Origin of the sequence: Bacillus sp. GZB (assembly GCF_001975995.1) — a bacterium.
Classification (GTDB): domain Bacteria; phylum Bacillota; class Bacilli; order Bacillales; family Bacillaceae; genus Bacillus; species Bacillus velezensis.
On sequence record NZ_MTQG01000016.1, the window covers coordinates 457,096 to 474,056 of the forward strand.

Consider the following 16,961-nt stretch of genomic DNA (forward strand, 5'->3'; position numbering starts at 1 on the left):
ACGAAAACTTAATAATAAAAAAATCTCCGCCCTTGAAAACGGAGATTTTCACTTAGTTTTTAAAGCACCAGCCGATTCCGATGGCGCCTTCCCCCAAATGGGTTCCGATCACGGCACCGAAATAGCTGTTATAGAATTCGACATGAGGATACTTACCGCTTAACTCCTGTATAATATCCGCCGCTTCTTCTTCCCTGTTTGCATGGATGACAGCGGCCCGCATCGGGATTCCTTTACTTGCATCTTCCCCAAACAGCTCAAAAATTCTCGAAATCGCTTTTTTGCGTGTCCGAATCTTCTCAAAAGGAACAATTACCTTATTGTCAAAATGAAGAATAGGCTTTACCTTTAACAGACCGCCGATAAAAGCCTGAGCACTGCTTAGACGCCCGCCCCGCTGGAGGTGTGATAAATCGTCCACCATAAAATACGCACGGACTGTTTTTTTCATTTCTTCCAGCTCTTTTATAATCTCTTCCGGTGAGTCAACACCGTCTTTAATGAGCTGTGCTGCCTTTAATGCATAAAAACCTTGTGCCAAACAGCTGATCTCTGAATCAAAGGGATAAACTTTAATATGATCAACCATAGTGTTTGCCGAGGCGGCGCTGTTATATGTTCCGCTGATTCCGCTGGACAAATGTATGCTTATGACTGCATCATATGTTTTGCCCAGTTCTTCGTACAATGCGATTAATTCACCGAAAGAAGGCTGAGACGTAGTCGGCAGCTCATCATGATTTTTTACTTCTTTATAAAAACTTCTCCAGTCGAGTTCTGTTTCTTCGCGGAATGTTTTTTCACCGAAAACCACTTGGAGAGGGATCATATGAATATGATGTTCTTCTCTCATCTCTTTCGGAATATATGCTGTACTGTCTGTTACAACTGCAATCTTCATCACTTTACCTGCCTTATTAAGTACTTAATAAGTATTTTAATAGATATGCAGCTGTAAAAAAAGACTTGCCATAACAGGCAAGTCTTCTCACACATGACTAACGCATCTCTACCCAGCCGTTTTTAATGGCCACGACAACGGCTTGTGTCCGGTCATTAACGTTCATTTTCTGCAAAATATTACTCACGTGATTTTTCACTGTTTTCTCACTGATAAACAATGATTCACCGATTCCGCGGTTGCTTTTTCCGTCTGCAAGCATTTGCAGCACTTCACATTCCCGTCTCGTTAATATATGTAATGGTCTCCGGATTTCCGGGTAAACCTCATGCTGAGGATGAGCAGAAACTCCGCTTGTCGCAAGACGGCGGAATTCGTTGACAAGATTGTGGGTTACTTTCGGGTGAAGGTAAGAACCACCCTCGGCTACCACTTTCACTGCTTCGATTAAAGTATCTGCGTCCATCTCTTTCAGGAGATAGCCTCTTGCACCTGTTTTTAAAGCATGAGTCACATAGTTTTCATCATCATGGATGGAGAGGATAATCACCTTAGATTCAGGGTACAGCTCTACAAGCTGTTTAGTAGCCTCTACACCATTTACATTCGGCATATTAATGTCCATTATGACAACATCGGGATGATAATGCTCGACGATTCGAGCCGCCTCATCTCCATCGTCACCTTCTGCTACCACTTCAAAGGTAGGTTCAAAATCCAATATTCTTTTTACACCCTCACGGAATAGTTGATGGTCGTCGATAATAACAATATTTACTTTAGTCACACGCTACGCCTCCTTATCCTATTGTTCTATATACGCCGCTGTTCGGTCAATATGTCTTTTGGCTCTATTTAACAAATTATAGGCCGAGAGATAACGGAACCTTAATCATGATAAATGTCCCAAGACCTATTTTAGAGTCTATCGTTATCGTTCCTTCAAGCAGATCTACTCTTTCTTTCATTCCCAGCAAGCCGAATGACTTGTTTTTCTTTTGTTTAGCATCCTTAATATCAAAGCCTTTTCCATTGTCCTTAATGATGAGAACGACAAAATCAGCGGTTACTTCCACTTTTACTGTAATTTCCTCTGATTCTGAATGCTTGAGTGCATTTGTGACGGCTTCCTGAGCGAGACGGAAAAGCGCCACTTCAAATTGCGGGGCAAGCCTTTGGTTCTCTGTGTCTCCGATGCACTGAAAATGTATTTTCACCTTTCCGTTGTATTCTTCAGTTGTATAAAGATATTTTCTCAGTGTCGGAATCAGCCCGAGATCGTCCAATGCCATCGGTCTTAAATCATATATAATCCTTCTGACTTCGTAAAGGGCATTCCGCACATTCTGCCGTAGATTTCTGATTTCCTGAAATCCGTCCTCCGTGCCGCGGTCGCGGAAGATCCGTTCAATTAATTCCGATCTCATCATGACATTTGCCAGCATTTGCGCGGGACCATCATGAATTTCTCTGGAAACTCTTTTTCTTTCTTCCTCTTGGGCTTCAATGATTCTTAAACCGAAATCTTGTTTAGCCTGCGCATCGGCAAGAAGAAGCCCTACTTGGCGAAGGTCTTGATTCAGGTAATTCAAAACGACGGTTATTTGGCTGACTAATGATTCTGACCGTTCAATAATTTCCTGAAGCCCCAAAAGCCGGCGTTCTAAATCATCTCTGCGCTCCCGCAGCTGCTTTTCGCGCTGCTGGATCATCGTCAGTTCCACTTGAAGTTTGTGCGCCTTTTCATAGGCGTTGCGAATTTCTTCTTCGCTGAACTTATGGAAATTTCTGCTTACTTCAGACAAGCGGTTTCGTGCATGCCGCGTATGAACTTCAAGTTTGTCGCCCAGCTCAATGACTTCGTACACCTGCTGTTTGATCTGTTTGAGTTCTTCAACCAGCTGCTCATATTGCTGGCGCGACTGCTCTCCGATTTGAAAAACCTCGTCCTTGCTCCCGTCCACGGTTTTCAGCATTTTCATAAGTATAGAATCCAAAACTTTGGAGTCCATCTTCGATTTATTCATCTGTCTCCCTCCGTAACGGTGTTGTTATGTATTTTTATTATAAATGTAATTGAACTGCAATTTATGTCGAATTATAATGAAAGAATGCGTATATTCTAGAAAAAAACATTTTTATATAGTATCTTACTCTTTCATGATACCAAAATATGCGCAAAAATTCTAAAGTCTGTTCGAATTTGTAGAAACAAGTCTTTTAATGCTTGTCAGGAGGGTCCAGCAATCATGCTGCACAGCTATTTAACAGTTAAAGAAACGGGTGAACATGAGATTGTGATTGAAAAATCGCGTTTTATCTGTCACCTGAGCCGTGCTGCTTCTGAAGAGGAAGCGCAGGAATTTATACAAAAGATAAAAAAACAGCACTGGAATGCGACTCATAACTGCTCAGCTTATCTGATCGGCGAAACCGACCATATACAAAAGGCGAATGATGACGGAGAACCAAGCGGCACAGCCGGCGTCCCCATGCTGGAAGTGCTGAAAAAACGCGGTCTGAAAGATACCTGCGCGGTGGTTACCCGGTATTTCGGCGGAATAAAGCTCGGTGCAGGCGGATTGATTCGTGCATATGGGAAGTCAGTGTCTGAAGGCTTAAATCATATAGGAGTTACGGAGCGGAAGCTGATGCGGATTATGCATACATCAGCGGATTATACGTGGCTCGGCAAGATAGAGAACGAACTGAGAGAATCAGTTTTTTTACTGAAAGATATCCATTATGCGGATCATGTCGAATTTGAAACGTACGTTGAAGAAAAAGACAAAGACGAGTTTATAAAATGGATGACAGAACTGACGAACGGCAAGAGTAAGAATACAGAGGGAGAACTGACGTATTTAGAAACAGACGTCAGCCCTAAAGGAGACTAATGTAATGGCTGAACGTGTAAGAGTGCGTGTTCGAAAGAAAAAGAAAAGCAAACGAAAGATCATATTCAAACGGATTTTGCTGCTGCTTACCCTCGTTTTGTTAGTCGCTGCCGGGTTTGGCGGATACAAAGTATACAAAACGATCAATGCGGCAGATAATGCATATGATGCCCTTTCCCGCGGAGACAAATCAAAACTTCGGGATAAAGTCATCGATATGAAGAAAAAACCGTTCTCCATTTTGTTTATGGGGATCGAAAATTATGCCACAAGCGGAAAAGGCGGACGATCAGACTCTCTTATTGTCGTTACCCTTGATCCGAGAAATAAAACAATGAAAATGCTGAGTATTCCGCGTGATACGCGGGTGACGCTTGCCGGCGATACAACCGGTAAAAAATCAAAAATCAATGCGGCTTTTGCTAAAGGCGGGGCGGATGAAACCGTCTCAACCGTCGAAGACTTATTAGGCATACCGATTGATAAGTATGTCACTGTCGATTTTAACGGCTTTAAAGATGTTATTGATGAAGTCGGCGGAGTCAATGTAAAAGTGCCGTTTGACTTCGACGAAATGAGTGACGTCAGTAAAAAGAAACGGATCTACTTCAAGAAAGGAAACATGCATTTGAACGGTGAGCAGGCTCTGGCTTACGCGCGGATGAGAAAGCAGGATAAGCGCGGAGACTTCGGCCGGAATGACCGCCAAAAGCAAATCCTAAATGCATTGATCGACCAAATGTCTAAAGCTGGAAATATTGCTAAAATCGATAAAATCGCTGAAACAGCAAGCAATAACGTCCAAACGAATATCCGAATCACTGAAGGACTTGCCCTTCAGCAGATTTACAGCGGCTTTACCAGCAAAAAGATTGATACACTGAGCATAACAGGATCAGATCTATATTTAGGCGGCGGCGGAACCGCGTCTACAGGCGGAACATATTATTTCCAGCCCGATCCGACCAATCTCGAAAAAGTACGGCAGGAATTGCAGAAACACCTGGATTACCCGTCCGGAAGCAGCACGGCGTCCGATCCTGCTTCTGACAGCACCGGAACGGACAGTACGACTGATTCGACTTCCGGCAGCACGGGAGCAGACGGCACGACTGATTCGACTTCCGGCAGCACAGGAACAGGCGGTACAACCGATTCAACCAACGGTACTGCTGGTGCAAACGGTACGGACAGCACACAGTCCGGCGGCACAACAGGCTATTAAGAGTAAACCCGATCCTTTGAGCAGGATCGGGTTTTTTTATATAATAAGAGAATAGCAGAATCCACAAAAAAGCAGACCATTCGCATGATCTGCTCTTTTTAATTTTTCTTTACCAATCTCTTGTAAAACTTGGTAAATGGTTTAAATTGTTCATTTACTAACCCTGTGACCTCTGCTATGATTTGCATAAATACAATCAATACAAAAATAATAAACAGCGAAAGCCATATGGTCGCGCTTTTCAGCAGGATGGCACTGACGCTGAAAATAAAGCCGATTAAATAAATGATAATGACAGCCGTGCGGTGTGACAGCCCGAAGGCCATCAGCCGGTGGTGTATATGTGACTTATCAGGCGCTGAGATCGGCTGTTTGTTTAAAATCCGCCTGATGACGGCGAATGTCGTATCAAAAATCGGCACGCCCAAAATGATGATCGGAATGATGATACTGAATAAAGTAACACTTTTATAAAGACCCAATAATGAGAGTACTGAGATGACGTATCCGAGAAAGAGCGATCCGGTATCTCCCATAAATATCTTTGCCGGGTGAAAATTATAAAATAAAAATCCGAGTGTGCTTCCTATCACGACAAGTGAAAGTGACAGAATAAGGATTTTCCCTCCGGACAACGCCATAACGGCGATAGTGGAGAGTCCGATGACCGACAGGCCGGCAGCGAGTCCGTCCAAACCGTCAATCAGGTTCATCGCGTTCGTAATACCGACGATCCATAACACAGTCAGCGGGTAAGCGACCCATCCCAATTCTAAACGTTCCGTTAAAAACGGTACGGAGAAAAAGTCCATTTTCAGTCCCGTGCTCACAATCATAATGGCCACGGCCAGCTGGACGAAAAACTTTACCTTTGCGCTTAATTGGTATTTATCATCAAGGATTCCTAAAATAACAATAATAAACGCACCCACCGTGATGGCGGTCATTTTCGTTTCATTATATATGCCGGCCGCGAGCACACCCGCCGCTACGCCGATAAAGATGGCCAAGCCGCCCATACGGGGCATTATTTTATCATGTACTTTTCGGTTGCTGGGCTGGTCAACTGCACCTATTTTGATCGCAATTTTTTTTACGATAGGAGTTAGGATTAAAACCGTTAGCAGAGAGACAAAAAACGCAACAACTATGCGAAACATGCGTTCGTCAAGCATAAAGAAGTCTCCTTTGGAATTATATGAAGTCTTTTCTGATATTGAACCGTTCCTTCCATTATAATTCTTACTAGTTATTATAACAAGCATCATCAAAAAGAAACACGCAAATCAAAAAATGCGCTTTCCCTTTTAATGGGATTGCGCATTTTTCAATATACCCGTGTATTCGAGCATGCGGCCGAATAAAACATTCCAATCCCGTCTCCGGGCCAATTCACGGCGCAAAGCCTCGTATGATCCGCTGCGGTCCGCTGCCAGAAGCGCGTCGCAGGCCGCGATGAAATCTGCGGGGTCACTGCCTTCAACGTATTCATAGACGAAAGGCCTTTTGATTTTTGAAGTAGAAGAAAGATTGCAGCCGACAACCGGTTTCCCGGCGGCTAAAAATTCAAAAAGCTTAAGCGGAAATACCGCGTCATTATAAGGTGAATTTTTATACGGCATGATGCCGATGTCGACAAGCTGCATATAGGACGGCACTTCATTCGGCGCGGCAGGTCCCGTCCAGATGACATTCGGACGCTCCAGAAGCGACTTGAAATCCGGATCGTCCTGAGCCGAGTTCGGGCCTACCAATAAAATCGTCCAGTCAGGCCTCAACTCTGCCGCTTCCGCCATAAGCGCAAAATCGAGCTTCGGTTTGATTCCGCCGATAAAACCGAGAACCGTTCCGTTCCGTCCCCGTAAAATGTCTTCATCCGGCTGTTTATTTTCCCGTGAAAACAGGTCATATTCCACTCCGTTTTCAATGGTGAACACTTTCTGGTGCGGGTTCTCCAGCTTTTTTCCGACCTCCTGGTGCAGACAGTCAGATGTACACGTAATGGAATCGGCACGCTGAATGATTCTCATTTCCGCCTGTTTAATGATGTTTCTTCTAACATTTGACAACACCCCGGATCGGCCGCTGATCGGAGCGGCCCACAGATCACTGCAATCATAAATCACTTCATCCCAAGGAAACATATCTGCCAGAAGCGGAAAACCGGGGAAGGTGTACCATAAGCAGCAGCGGGCCCCTTCTCCTTCTTCCTTCAGCATGTTCACCAATGGTGAAAGCTTATGCCTGTAGCACATGTCTGTATACCTGCCGAAGCGGAAAGCTTTTTGCTGCATGATATCCTTTACAGTGAACTGCCGGATTCCCTCGGCGATCCCGGCCATCTGACCATCATTGGCTCGCGGAGACGGGCATACCCAAATGACGCTTTTCGTTTCTTTTTGCCGGGCGAGAAATTCAGCCAGCCGGTGCCGTCTGTATCTCAGCCGGTCATGTCCCCATTCCGCCGCTCCGACGATTACGTGAATAATCGGTTCCACCTTCATCACCCAGCTCCTCTGACGCCTACAGTCTTTTCATGACCGCGTTTTTCGCATATTGCATAAAACACCACGAAGCCTTGATAAAGTGCAGGCGCTCAATTTCTCTATAAACAAACCACGTTTTTCTTGCGGCTTTCCACTTGTTGCTTGAAATCGAATTCTGCACCAGCCTGTATTCTGAAAGGCACTCATTCAGGCCGTAAGCCGTAAATCCCCTTTTCAGCAGGGAAAGCCATGTCGCTAAATCCTGCCGCGTTCTGATATCAGGCATTTGAATCTGCCCCGTCTGCTCTCTGTCAATCATGACCGTTAAACATCCGATAATCGTGTTTTTTAAAGCTTCATCATATGACAGGCTTTCAGGGGCTTGAATCGTTTTGTCCGTCGGCGTTCCGTCCTGCTCCATGACGCTGTAGCCCGTAAATGAAAAAGCGCAGGACCGCTCTGCCATAAACGCAAGCTGTTTTTGAAGCTTTTCCTTTTTCCATCTGTCATCGCTGTCCAGAAATGCGACATAACGTCCCTTGGCATGTTTAAGGGCTGTATTTCTGGCAGCCGCGGCTCCCCCGTTTTTATCTAAATAAACGACGCGGATCCGCTCATCCTTTTTTTCATATTGCCGTAAAATATCTCTCGTTCCGTCCGTGGAACAATCATCCGCGATAATCATTTCCCAATGCGGGTGGCTTTGATGTAAAACGGACTGGATCGTGTCTTCGATATATTCACTTGCGTTATAAGACGGTGTAATGACAGATACGAAAGGTTTCCAGTTTGTCATGGTCACATCTCCATCGCAGATTTTTACAAGGACTCTCTGAAAAACTCAGGAATGACAATGAACATAAATGCAACTGCAATGCCGATTAAAACACCCAGAACCGCTTTCTTTTTCGGCGGCATGCCTTGTCCTGACGTTTCATTCATCGGCTCTGAATTGATGATGCCGGCCGCTTTCAGGTTCAGCTGCGTATTTTTCAATTCGTATAAAAATCGTTCCTTATCCACTTTGGCGTCCGCGCTGACGGTTTCTCCTTCAAGCGCAGCAATACTCTGCCGCACTACTTTTGCCCGTTTTTCAAACAGGTCCTGATCATTCTTCAGAAAAGTTGTTATGACGGCTTGAAACACCGATTCAGTATCCTGTTTGTTTTGGCCGCTGTAGCTGACCGTGATCAATGAATCTGATTGTGTTTCGACAGTCAGTTTACTTTTCACGGCCGCTCTTTCTTCGTCTGTTTTATCAGGCAGAGCCTGCTTTAAAAAGGCATCGCTCGTCAAAAGGAGCGGGATTTCTTTTGTATTGTTATAAAGCGGATGATCATAGTTTCCCGCGGCGATCGCGGCTTCTGATGTAAAACTGCTGTTTCCGCTGATTTTTGACGGCAATACATATCCCGCCGCCCCTAACACAACGGGCAGCGCAATGATCCAAATGATATTCTTTTTGATACGCCGGGTTATTCTTGTCAACATATCCTTCATCTCGCATCTCCCTGTTTTTCATAGTACGCCGTGACGGCAGGCTCCTTTTGTAAACGCCTCAATATATTGACCGCCGCGATCACGAGCGAGAGAAACACCCAGTGGAAAAATAAATTTGATACGGAGCTTGGGCTGATGCTGCTTACCAAAAAACCGGCCATCGCCGTGATAAGTCCTTCTGTGATCAGTCTTGACTGATTTTCCGATTTTCTTTCATGACATTTATAAAGTGTCCAAAAAAGGAACAAATAGACTGTCAGGTAACCGAGCATCGTAAGCACGCCGAAGTTCGCCATAATCTCGACGAGCCAGTTGTGCACCTCAACTACGCCGCCCGTATCATAAACGGGCTCCGCTTTTAAATAATACGAGACGTTTCCGGCACCCACTCCGAACCCCCAGGAATCAATCACATAGTGAAAGGCGTTCTTTAAAAGATTCGCCCTCGCGAGGTTGGAAGGAAGCGGTTGCTGTCCCGGCATCGCCTGCGGAGCTGAAAACAGATTCAAGACGGCATTGGTGATACGACCCGCAAATAAAACCGCAAACAGCGCCGCACCCGCTCCCGCAGCATACAGCGCGAGTTTTTTCAACAGGGAAGGCAGCAGGATGAAGACGTATACAGCCGCACCCGCGCATATGCCCAGCAGACTCGCGCGCGAACCGGTCAAAATGATTAAATACAAAGCGCTGATCGCAAAGAGCAGGCTGACGGCCTTCACATAGCCGTTTTTCATATTTTTCACCGCCGCCGCATACAGAAAGAAACTGATGCACAAAAAGGTGGCGAAATCATTTTGATTAAAGAAAACGGACGTCGGATAATGCTGTTTGTACTGCGGGCCGTTATAAAGCGTGGAGCTCGGCAGATGGTTGTGTGTAAAATGGTTGTAAAAGCCGATCGCCATCACAAAAATGGTCATCACAAGCCATATGCCGTAAAAAACCATCAGCTGATCAAAGCGCTGAATGAACATGACAATAAGATAAATCAAAAACATGCCCATTCCCATTAAAGCTAAATATTTAATCCCGTACGTCACGGATTTTGCCCACAATAACGATAGGAGACCGTATGTAAACCATAAGGCGAAAAACATCAGAATCCCTTTTACATTCACCCGATTCCATCTGTCAATATGATGACGGTTTGTCAGGATGCCGGCGATGTGAAGGGCGCCCGCTCCGATTAATAGCAGCCGGTATATAAATAAGCTGAAAAATCCGAGATGAACCGCAAAGAAGGCCTGGTTTAAAAATGTACACGCGATCAGTATATAAATGAGCCCCATAAACATCTGACCGTTTGTTGTAAAGGCGGATAGCAAAGCAAGTCCGGCAATGCCGATCATGGCGGCAAGCAGCAGCACGGTGATTTTTCCGAAGCCGGCATCCGCCCTGACCGCCTCCAGCATGATAAATCCTCCTGTAATGAGAGCGGCAAGCAGCACAAGAACATGTGCCGCTGAACGTTTGATACTCACATGGCAAACCCCTTTCCAAAACCGGCAGCCGAGCCGGGCTGCCGAGAGCCTGAAGACAAATCTTTTTCTATCTTGCCAGTTCTTTTATTTGCCGATCGGCATGAACCGCCGGACGTCCGACGGAATGATAAGTGAATCCTGAAACCCTCATATACTCCAACGGAAACATATTTCTGCCGTCAATGATGACCGGCTGTTTGAGCAGCTGCTTCACTCTCTGAAGATCCATCTCCTTGACTTCCGGCCAATCTGTTGTAATCAGGCATGCGTCCGCGTTTTTGATGGCACTGTACAGCTCTGTGTGATATTCAATGCCGCCGTCTCCTAATATCGCTGACGCTTCGGGAATCGCGATCGGATCATACGCTTTCACGTGAGCGCCCTGCTCTTTAAGGCTTGTGATGATATCAAGAGCCGGGGCGGAGCGGACGTCATTTGTGTGCGGTTTAAAGGCCAGCCCCAGTACGGCCAAGGTTTTCCCTTTTAAGGGACCGATGGCGCGGTTCAATTTTTCCGTAATACGGACCCGCTGCTTCTGATTGGTTTCAATGACGGCTTCCATCATTTGAAACGGATAGCCGGCGGCGTTTGCGATATGCAATAAAGCCGTTGTATCCTTCGGAAAGCAGGATCCGCCGAATCCGATGCCCGCCTGCAGAAATTTATTCCCGATCCGGCTGTCAAGACCGACGCCTTCTGACACGTGGGAAATGTCCGCCCCGACACGTTCGCAAATATTGGCGATATCATTAATAAAAGATATTTTGGCGGCTAAAAAAGCATTTGCGGCATACTTAATCATTTCCGCGCTTTCAAGATTGGTCTTTACGATCTTCGTACGCAACGGCTTATGAAGCTCTTCAATGACCGAAGCGGCATGTTCGCTTGTGGCGCCGATAACCGCCCGCTCCATCTGCATCGTATCCCGCACCGCCGAACCTTCGCGGAGGAATTCAGGATTTGACGCGACATCAAACGGATATTTTCCCTTTGACGCTTCGCTGACGATTTGATAAACGAGCTTTCCCGTCCCGACCGGAACAGTGCTTTTGGTGACAATGATTTTGTATCCGTTCAGCTGTTCTCCGATTGTTTGCGCCGCTGCCTTAATGTAGGTCAGATCGGCTTCACCCGTCTTTGACATCGGCGTACCGACGGCGATATAGATGATATCAGCGGCTTTTACAGCCGGCTCAATATCGGCCGTAAAGGATAACCGCCCGGCACTGACATTTTTTTCGGCTAATTCCTCAAGCCCCGGTTCATATATCGGGATGACTCCGTTTTGCAAGCTTCTGATTTTCGCTTCATTGATGTCACAGCAAGTCACATGATGGCCGATTTCCGCAAAACAAGTTCCAGATACAAGACCTACATACCCTGTTCCTAATACAGCGATTTTTTTCACAGCTTCATCCCTCTTTCGAAAGGTTCTCCTCTTGCCCGGCCCGGTTCATTACGGATCGGTATTTCTCTTTCAGTGCTTTCGCGTTTTGGCTTGCGTCAAAATACGTGCGGACGGTTTGATAAAGTTCCTCGGCTGTTTGCGGCGTCCAAGCCTCTCCTCCGTCATATTGCAGAATCGATTCTGCCAGCGTCTCAGGTGAACCCGGCTTGATCAGCAACCCCCGGTGTTTCCCGAATAAAGAAGCCAATCCTCCGACATCGGTGCAGATCACCGGCACCTTCAGAGCGAGCGCCTCAATGACCACAGTCGGCATGCCTTCGCTGTAGGACGGCAGTGCCATTACATCCGAGGCCAGCAGATAGTCCTGTACCTTGTCGTTCGGCACTTGCCCCGTGACGATATGAGCGGCTTCCCGCAATGAAGATGCGGCGGGACCGTCACCGACAAAGACAGCTTCATAATTTTCATCCAATGACTGAACGGCTTTTGATAAGTCGAAAACACCTTTCTCTTTGACAAGCCTGCCGATGAACACGATCAGTTTTTTATCCGGGGGAAGGCCGAGCCGTTTTCTGACGGCTTCTTTCGTCTCGTTCCTTTTTCGGAAGGCGTCAAGCGTGATGCCGATCGGAAGCACGCTGCACTCCGCTTCGATGAGCTTTTTCATTTGTTCCCGCAGACTGCCGCTCACAGCGTAAATATCGGCAGCTTCCCGCACCGCAAATGTAAATGCGCGATGAGCGCTTTTGCTGTAATGCGGATAGACATTGACATCACTGCCATGCAAGGTCAGCACATACGGAATGCCTAAAGCCTTTGACACAATGGCGGCCGCTCCGCCTGACGGCATGGCGAAATGCGCGTGAATCAGATCGGGCTTCAGGCCATGATTTTTAATCGCGGAAAGAACCGATAACGCCATTCTTTTATGCGGCTGGGCCCATTTCAGCTGCCCGGGAACCGCCTGATAAAACGGCCGGTGGACGGACACGCCTTTCCGCCATTCATGCGCCGGCCTGATATCCTTTTTCCGATATGTCTTTTTCAGCACCCGGAATGGCGCGGCGAGTTTCGGCCGCGGACAAATGACGGTCATCTCCGCGCCAAGCTTTCTCAGTTCTTGCGCCTGTGTTTCATGAAAAACGCCTTCCCCCGGCTTCTCACTGCTCGGATATACACTTGTCATCCACAATACCTTCATAGCAAACGTCCTTTTCTTAATTTACTTTTCATATGCGGGTAAGCTTTTCCTAACAGGAATAAATAACACAACGCGCCGCAGGCTACGGAGATCACCAGCCGCAGCTTGACATCAAGGCTGATGCGCTCCGTTCCGAAGCTGGCTGTAAAAGCGATGACACCCATTGCCGCCGTAAGCAGAAACGGTTTGGCCACGGCTTTGAAGTAAGCCGACAGCCGCAGCTTAATGACATATGCCAACAGCCAGCGCCCGATCAGGAAATTCAGGATGCTGATGAAAGCGTACGTCCAGGCTACCGTCAAGAGATTTCCGGACAGCACGGCGGCGTACAAAGATGCACCATACAGCAGCATCACCCCGGCGTCCCAATAAAACGCCAGATCGGCCCGCCCTTTTGCGAGCAGCACAGATCCGTTCGGATTCATCAGGACCCTTAAAATCCCGACGATGGCGAGAACGTTTAAAACCGGGACAGCCGCCAGCCATTTTTCTCCGAATACTGAAGCCACGAATGCATCCGACACTGAAACCAAACCGAGCAAAAGCGGAAAGGATATCAGCGCGAGTATTTTGGTCATATTGAGAAAACCTTCTCTGATAACGCTGTTTTCATGCTTGTTTTTCGCAAAGACGGGAAACGCGACTCTCGTAATGATCGGATTAATTTTTAAAACCGGAAGCGTGACAATCTGGTAGGCCAGATTGTAAATGCCGAGCGCCTCGGCGCCGATAAAACTGCCGATAAGAATCATATCAATATTCGCTCCGAGCCGGTTCACAAGCCGGGAAGACAGCTGAAAGGCCCCGAAAGAAAAGAAGCCTTTCATTCCTTTCAGATCAAAAACGAACGCCGGTCTCCATGTTTTTCTGCAGGACATCCAGTACAGAATGCCTTTTGACGATTGCAGCAGCACCTGGGAAATCACATAGGCGAGAATCGGGTCCGTATAAAAAACCGCAGCCGCCAAATACACGAAGGACAGCACATTTGAAAAGATTTCAATCTTGCTTAGCGTGTTAAATGCCAGCGCTTTTTGCAGCATATACTGGTATTGCTGACCGATCGGCGCGATTAAAAACATGACGGCCAGCACGCGGATTAAATAGACAAGCTCCTCCCGCCGATAAAAATCGGCGATGAGCGGACTGCTGAAAAACAGCAGCGCAAACAGCGCAAGCCCCGTTATGATATTCAGCCAGTATAAGGAAGACATCTGTTTATCAGTCACATGATCTTTTTGAATAAGCGCGGCGCCAAAACCCATATCAAGCGCAATTTGGGCAAACACCACTACCGTTGTGATCATGCCGACAAGGCCGAATTCAGCCAGTGACATGACCCGCCCGAGCAGGGCGAATTGGACGATTTGAATGACCGTAATACACGCTGTCGAAATACTTGTCCATTTGGCGCCGCTCAAGATTTGATTTGTAATACTAGGCATCGTTTTCCCTACTTTTTTGTCTGCTGACCAGAATTTTTATCGCGCCCCGTCACCGGTCCAGATCACTTTGCACGTTTTGAGCATAATCTTCAGTTCCAATGAAAAGGTCAGGTTGCGGATATAATATAAGTCAAACATCAGTTTTTCCCTCGGTGTCATGTCATATCCCCCGTTGACCTGCGCCCAGCCGCTTAATCCCGGCTTAACGGCCAGCCGCTCCGTAAACCCCGGAATCTCGGCCTGAAACTGTTCCGTAAACACGGGACGCTCGGGACGCGGGCCGATCAGGCTCATTTCTCCCCGAAGCACATTTAACAGCTGCGGCAGCTCATCAATACGGGTCCTTCTGATAAAAGCGCCGACCTTTGTCACGCGTGGATCCTTTTTCAGCGCCCAGACCGCCCCCGATTTTTCAGCATCTATTTTCATAGAGCGGAGCTTATACAAATAAAACGGCTTCCCGTCTTTGCCTACCCGCTCCTGCTTATAAAAAGCCGGGCCGGGCGACTCCAAACGAATCAGTATGGAGAACAGGCCCATCACCGGGAGTGCCGCCAAGAGCCCCGCAAGCGCAAACACAATGTCCATGAATCGCTTAAAAGCCAAATAACGGGCCGTTCTTTCCGTAACGGCAGCGGAAGTCCCCTGTCGCACTGCATAGTTATTATTTACATTCATGCTTTTCTCTGCTCCCACTGACACACACCTCACGATTTGTTGGGATGTTTGATGACCTATGCCGTGAGTTTAGCAGATGGATGTTAATTGGAAGTAAAGGAAGCGTTAATGTTTATTAGAATGTTTCGATTATTGTTTTTTTATTGTAAATCTATTCATATCCATATTTGAGACAAAGCATAATGAAAAATAAAAAAACAGACCGGTATGAACCGGTCTGTTTCCATGAAAAATATTATCTGAAATAGGAGGAAACGCCTTGGGTGATCCCCGCCGCGAGTCTGTCCTTTTTCGTTGATTGTTTCAAAATGTTGGCATCAATCGGGCTTGTGACAAAACCGGTTTCTAACAAGACACTCGGCATTTTAGAATACTTAATGACGTAAAATCCGGCAGTTTTCACACTGCGGTCACGTGTGCCGAGAGCAGAAACCATTCTCGGCTGAATATTTTGGGCAAGCCTCAGACTGTTTGCGGATTGGTACGTTTTATCATAATACGTCTCCGTACCGTTTGCACTGCTGTTATCATTTGCGTTCGCATGGACACTGATGAAAATATCGGCGTTCGCCTTCGCCCCTTTGTTCACTCTCTCCTCAAGCGAGTCAAAGGTGTCGCCCTTCCTCGACATTACAGTAAGCGCGCCCGCCCCGTATAATTGATTGTTAAGACGCGTAGCGATATCAAGGTTTACATTTTTCTCAAGCAAGCCGTTTCCGGTTGCACCTGAATCCTGATAACCATGCCCCGGATCAATAAAGACCGTTTTGCCGACAACCGGATTTTTAAGCTGCGACGCGGCATTGTTGCTTAAAGATGAAGCACTTCCTATGACGGTGAAGCTGGTGATGTTTTTACTTCCGATATACGTTCGGACGTCTTTTGACAGACTGTCTCCATTCGTCAGCAGGTGAACTCTCCCCTGTTTGGCGCTCAGCACGCCTCCGACGATGGTATCCGCCTCTTTAAAACCATTGGTAACAAATGTATAGCCTGTGCTTAAGCCTGTCTTTTTTGCAAGATTCACAGACAGGTTATAGCGGTTTTTGCCGCTGATTCTTGAAGGGTTCGGCAGTTTATTATAAAGCGAGCTGCTGATGCTGTTTGTCCCGCCGATGACAATCGTGTTTTTAATCCCCAAGCTTTTGATCGCATTGGACGTAGAACCATTTAACGTTGAATCATTAGTGAATAAAATCGGATATTTTTTAGCGGACGCATAAGAAATCGCAGCCATTCCATCTGCATCAACAAACCCGTTGACCACAAGGGCTGTAGAAGATCTTGTCATTTCACCCGCCACTTTTGCGGCTGTGGCATATCTCGTGCTCCCTGATAATCGTTTGACACTGATGCCTAATTTAGCAATTTGATTTGCGGTATTTTTCGAAACGGCAGGTGTGCCGCCTACGATAATCACATTCTTCGTTTTTAAATCAATTAATCCCTTTTTTGTGCCGGCAGACAGCTGATCTTTATTTGTAAACAGCAGCGGCGCATTTTTTTGATATGCAAGCGGCGCAGCGGCAATTGCATCGGCATATGAAGTTCCGCCGGTGATAATGACCGTTTTTGCTTCACCCCATGATTGTTTTGCCGCCAGTACAGCCGTATCATACCGGGTGCTTCCGCCGATCCTTTTAACCGTGTTGTCAGCCAAAGCGGAAGGGACAAATAGAATGACCCCGAGAATAAAGACGGGGAGACATTTTATGATGAATTTCAATCCGATCTCC

15 protein-coding genes are annotated in these 16,961 nt (G+C 46.7%); 2 read left to right on the top strand and 13 right to left on the bottom strand.

Going from position 1 to position 16,961, the window contains the following annotated elements:
- Window positions 1-52: 52 nt before the first annotated feature.
- The 3 genes from BXO87_RS08120 to degS all read right to left on the bottom strand — a co-directional run bounded on the left by BXO87_RS08120 (window position 53) and on the right by degS (window position 2,928).
- Window positions 53-901, bottom strand: a complete 849-nt coding sequence (locus tag BXO87_RS08120) for a DegV family protein (RefSeq protein ID WP_003151387.1) — start codon at window positions 899-901, stop codon at window positions 53-55.
- A gap of 97 nt (window positions 902-998) precedes the next feature.
- A complete protein-coding gene (degU, locus tag BXO87_RS08125; protein WP_003219701.1) occupies window positions 999-1,688 on the bottom strand; it encodes a two-component system response regulator DegU in 690 nt (229 codons plus the stop codon).
- A 76-nt stretch (window positions 1,689-1,764) separates the two neighbouring features.
- The gene (gene degS, locus BXO87_RS08130) at window positions 1,765-2,928 is read right to left on the bottom strand and encodes a two-component sensor histidine kinase DegS (RefSeq protein ID WP_007407484.1); all 1,164 of its coding nucleotides are present in this window, start codon (window positions 2,926-2,928) and stop codon (window positions 1,765-1,767) included.
- A 222-nt stretch (window positions 2,929-3,150) separates the two neighbouring features.
- Here degS and BXO87_RS08135 point away from each other — a divergent pair, with 222 nt between their 5' ends.
- Together BXO87_RS08135 and BXO87_RS08140 are read left to right on the top strand one after the other, a co-directional pair.
- Window positions 3,151-3,798, top strand: a complete 648-nt coding sequence (locus tag BXO87_RS08135) for a YigZ family protein (RefSeq protein WP_007614107.1) — start codon at window positions 3,151-3,153, stop codon at window positions 3,796-3,798.
- Window positions 3,799-3,802: 4 nt separating this feature from the next.
- Window positions 3,803-5,023 (top strand): LCP family protein, encoded by a 1,221-nt coding sequence (locus BXO87_RS08140; protein WP_038460047.1) that lies wholly within the window; start codon window positions 3,803-3,805, stop codon window positions 5,021-5,023.
- Between the two features lie 98 nt (window positions 5,024-5,121).
- Here BXO87_RS08140 and BXO87_RS08145 read toward each other — a convergent pair whose 3' ends face one another.
- The 10 genes from BXO87_RS08145 to BXO87_RS08190 form a co-directional block, all read right to left on the bottom strand.
- Window positions 5,122-6,198, bottom strand: a complete 1,077-nt coding sequence (locus tag BXO87_RS08145; RefSeq protein ID WP_003151382.1) for a glycosyltransferase family 4 protein — start codon at window positions 6,196-6,198, stop codon at window positions 5,122-5,124.
- 132 nt (window positions 6,199-6,330) lie between these two features.
- Window positions 6,331-7,527, bottom strand: coding sequence for a teichuronic acid biosynthesis protein TuaH (gene tuaH / locus BXO87_RS08150; protein ID WP_038460049.1), 1,197 nt, complete (start codon window positions 7,525-7,527; stop codon window positions 6,331-6,333).
- 19 nt (window positions 7,528-7,546) lie between these two features.
- Window positions 7,547-8,305, bottom strand: a complete 759-nt coding sequence (gene tuaG, locus BXO87_RS08155) for a teichuronic acid biosynthesis protein TuaG (RefSeq protein WP_038460051.1) — start codon at window positions 8,303-8,305, stop codon at window positions 7,547-7,549.
- A gap of 23 nt (window positions 8,306-8,328) precedes the next feature.
- Window positions 8,329-9,009 carry a teichuronic acid biosynthesis protein TuaF gene (tuaF, locus tag BXO87_RS08160; RefSeq protein ID WP_038460053.1) on the bottom strand — a complete coding sequence of 227 codons (681 nt, stop codon included), beginning with the start codon at window positions 9,007-9,009 and terminating at the stop codon, window positions 8,329-8,331.
- A complete protein-coding gene (gene tuaE, locus BXO87_RS08165; protein WP_038460055.1) occupies window positions 9,006-10,493 on the bottom strand; it encodes a teichuronic acid biosynthesis protein TuaE in 1,488 nt (495 codons plus the stop codon). Before tuaE ends, tuaF begins: the two co-directional genes overlap by 4 nt.
- A 67-nt stretch (window positions 10,494-10,560) precedes the next feature.
- Complete coding sequence (gene tuaD, locus BXO87_RS08170) at window positions 10,561-11,901, bottom strand: UDP-glucose 6-dehydrogenase TuaD (RefSeq protein ID WP_038464314.1); 1,341 nt, start codon at window positions 11,899-11,901, stop codon at window positions 10,561-10,563.
- 4 nt (window positions 11,902-11,905) lie between these two features.
- A complete protein-coding gene (gene tuaC, locus BXO87_RS08175; protein WP_038460059.1) occupies window positions 11,906-13,102 on the bottom strand; it encodes a teichuronic acid biosynthesis protein TuaC in 1,197 nt (398 codons plus the stop codon).
- On the bottom strand, window positions 13,099-14,547 hold the full coding sequence (tuaB, locus tag BXO87_RS08180) for a teichuronic acid biosynthesis protein TuaB (protein ID WP_038460061.1): 1,449 nt from the start codon (window positions 14,545-14,547) through the stop codon (window positions 13,099-13,101). The genes tuaC and tuaB overlap by 4 nt, the downstream gene beginning before the upstream one ends.
- A gap of 36 nt (window positions 14,548-14,583) precedes the next feature.
- Window positions 14,584-15,243, bottom strand: a complete 660-nt coding sequence (locus tag BXO87_RS08185) for an exopolysaccharide biosynthesis polyprenyl glycosylphosphotransferase (protein ID WP_014471097.1) — start codon at window positions 15,241-15,243, stop codon at window positions 14,584-14,586.
- Window positions 15,244-15,460: 217 nt separating this feature from the next.
- Window positions 15,461-16,951, bottom strand: a complete 1,491-nt coding sequence (locus BXO87_RS08190) for an N-acetylmuramoyl-L-alanine amidase (RefSeq protein ID WP_038460065.1) — start codon at window positions 16,949-16,951, stop codon at window positions 15,461-15,463.
- Window positions 16,952-16,961: the final 10 nt, after the last annotated feature.